The following is a 2,336-nucleotide window of genomic DNA, read 5'->3' on the forward strand; positions in this document are numbered from 1 at the left end:
TTGTGGGGGGGGGCGGCCGGGGGGGGGGGGGGGCGGCGCGGGGGCCCCCACTCCTTGTCCCTCACCCCATCGGCCCACGCAATGCATCAAGCACCGTGCGCATCGCCACGGTGACGTGGCGGCGAGACGGGTAATACGCGTAGTAGCCATCGAAATGCGGGCACCAGTCGTCCAGCACGGATTGCAGGCGGCCATCGTCCAGCATCGGCTGCACCTGGTCTTCCGGCAGCCAGGCCAGGCCGCTGCCGGCCAGCGCGGCGGCGCGCGTCATGCCCATGCTGTTGAAGATCCACTGACCACTCACGCGCACGCTCAGTTCGTTGCCGTCCTGGCCAAAGTCCCACGGCATCAGCCCGCCATGGGTGGGCAGGCGCAGGGTGATGCAGTTGTGCACGGCCAGGTCGTGCGGATGCCGCGGTACCACGTGCTGGCGGAAGTAGGCGGGCGCACCGACCACGCGCATGCGCAGCGGCGGGCTGATCGGCACCGCGACCATGTCGCGGGCCAGGCGCTCACCCAGGCGGATGCCGATGTCGTAGCGCTCGGCAACGATGTCGGCCAGCCCGTAGTCGGCGGCCAGTTCCACCTTCAGCTCCGGATACTGCTGCAGCAACGGTGCCAGCCGCGGCCAGGCGATGTACTCGGCGGCATGGCCGGTGGCGTTGATGCGGATGGTGCCGGCCGGTCGTTCGCGGTACTCGGCCAGTGCGGCCAGCCCGTCCTCGATCTCGGCCAGGCGTGGGGCCAGGGTTTCCAGCAGGCGGGCGCCGGCCTCGGTGGTGGACACGCTGCGGGTGGTGCGGGTCAGCAGGCGCACGCCAAGCCGCTGTTCCAGGCCGCGCATGGCATGGCTGAGCGCGGACTGGGACACGCCGAGCTGGGCGGCGGCCTTGGTGAAGCTGCCCTCGCGGGCGACGTGGACGAAGGCCTGCAGATCGTTGAGGTTTTCACGGGGCATGAGGGGATGATACGGCCGGGCTGCGCCCGGCACCTGCCGAAACAACGGCAACGTCAACTTCAAAAGCGGGCTTCCTGCGGGAGGCGGGGTGGCTCAGGTTGCGGGGGGCGGCGCAAGTACGTCCATGTAGCCTCGGTCGCGCCATCCATGGCGCTCACGCCCCCGCAACCTGAGCCACCCCGCCTTCGACAGTTTCCCGCGAGCTGTTGGAACCTGCTGCTGATGGTGGGTGCCGACCGTTGGTCGACACGGGGTCGGATATGTGGGGATGTCGATTTCCACGTCTGTGGTTCGTCGAATGAATGACTTTCAACAGGAGCAGCACATGAGCACTGACACCACGCCGAAAGGCCCGGCCTCGTATTTCCCCTCCATCGAGAAGACCTACGGCCAGCCGGTAGCGCACTGGTTCGAGCTGCTGGCGGCCAGGCAGGGCCTGAAGCACATGGAACTGGTCAGCTTCCTGAAGAGCGAGCACGGCCTCGGCCATGGCCACGCCAACGCGCTTGTGGCGCACCATCTGGCCGGCAAGGGCTGACCCGCCGCGGGTCGGGGGCAGGGTGGAGCGCCTTCAGCTGAACGATTTCATCTGCAACTGTCATGCAGATCGTGTCTAATACCGCTCCCCACCCGTTGTTCCCCCACCCGCATGTCCCTTGAATCCCATGGCCCCGCGCCGTGCGACGACGCTGACGGCCACCTGGTCACCGCCGGTCCGCTGACTCCGCCGCCCGACAGTGCCGGCACCACCGCCGACGAAAAAGCACTGCGGCACTCGATCGCCGAGGACGTGCAGGGCATGGTGCTGGCCACGATGGTGGCCTCGCTGGGCCTGGCCATCTTCGCCAAGAGTGGGCTGATGATCGGCGGCATGGCCGGCATGGCCTTCCTGCTGCACTATGCGCTGGACTGGAACTTCGGCGTGGTGTTCGTACTGGTCAATCTGCCCTTCTACTGGGTGGCGCTGCGACGCATGGGCTGGGAATTCACCCTGAAGACCTTTGCCGCGGTCACCGCCTGCGGCGTGCTGACCGACCTGCTGCCGCGCTGGATCGATTTCTCGCATATCCACCCGCTGTACTCGGCCATCGTCGGCGGCGCCTTGTCCGGCCTGGGCATCCTGTTCTTCATCCGCCACCGTGCCAGCCTCGGCGGCATCGGCATCCTGGCGGTGTACCTGCAGCGCACCCGCGGCTGGAGCGCGGGCAAGGTGCAGATGTCCTACGACGCCTGCCTGATGGTGGCCGCGTTCTTCGTGCTGTCGCCGTCGAAGGTGCTGTACTCGGCCATCGGCGCGGTGGTGCTCAGCCTGGTGCTGATGTTCAACCACCGTCCCGGCCGTTACATGGGCGTGTGACGATTCGACGGTAGTGCCGGC

The 2,336-nt window shown here is 67.6% G+C and carries 3 protein-coding genes; 2 read left to right on the forward strand and 1 reads right to left on the reverse strand.

What is annotated here, in order from left to right:
• Window positions 1-61 precede the first annotated feature (61 nt).
• Complete coding sequence (locus tag O0J73_RS22185) at window positions 62-958, reverse strand: LysR family transcriptional regulator (RefSeq protein WP_308309658.1); 897 nt, start codon at window positions 956-958, stop codon at window positions 62-64.
• A 325-nt stretch (window positions 959-1,283) separates the two neighbouring features.
• On the opposite strand from O0J73_RS22185, the gene O0J73_RS22190 reads away from it, so the two are divergent.
• Both O0J73_RS22190 and O0J73_RS22195 read left to right on the forward strand, forming a co-directional pair.
• Window positions 1,284-1,496, forward strand: a complete 213-nt coding sequence (locus O0J73_RS22190; protein ID WP_049456209.1) for a DUF4287 domain-containing protein — start codon at window positions 1,284-1,286, stop codon at window positions 1,494-1,496.
• Window positions 1,497-1,607: 111 nt separating this feature from the next.
• The gene (locus O0J73_RS22195) at window positions 1,608-2,315 is read left to right on the forward strand and encodes a YitT family protein (RefSeq protein ID WP_049456208.1); all 708 of its coding nucleotides are present in this window, start codon (window positions 1,608-1,610) and stop codon (window positions 2,313-2,315) included.
• The last annotated feature ends 21 nt before the right edge of the window (window positions 2,316-2,336 follow it).

Source organism: Stenotrophomonas sp. Sm6012, from assembly GCF_030985895.1.
Lineage (GTDB): Bacteria > Pseudomonadota > Gammaproteobacteria > Xanthomonadales > Xanthomonadaceae > Stenotrophomonas > Stenotrophomonas forensis.

Coding starts and splice junctions, on each gene's coding strand:
- O0J73_RS22185 (WP_308309658.1), bottom strand. CDS start 958: ATGCCCCGTGAAAACCTCAACGATCTGCAGGCCTTCGTCCACGTCGCC.
- O0J73_RS22190 (WP_049456209.1), top strand. CDS start 1,284: ATGAGCACTGACACCACGCCGAAAGGCCCGGCCTCGTATTTCCCCTCC.
- O0J73_RS22195 (WP_049456208.1), top strand. CDS start 1,608: ATGTCCCTTGAATCCCATGGCCCCGCGCCGTGCGACGACGCTGACGGC.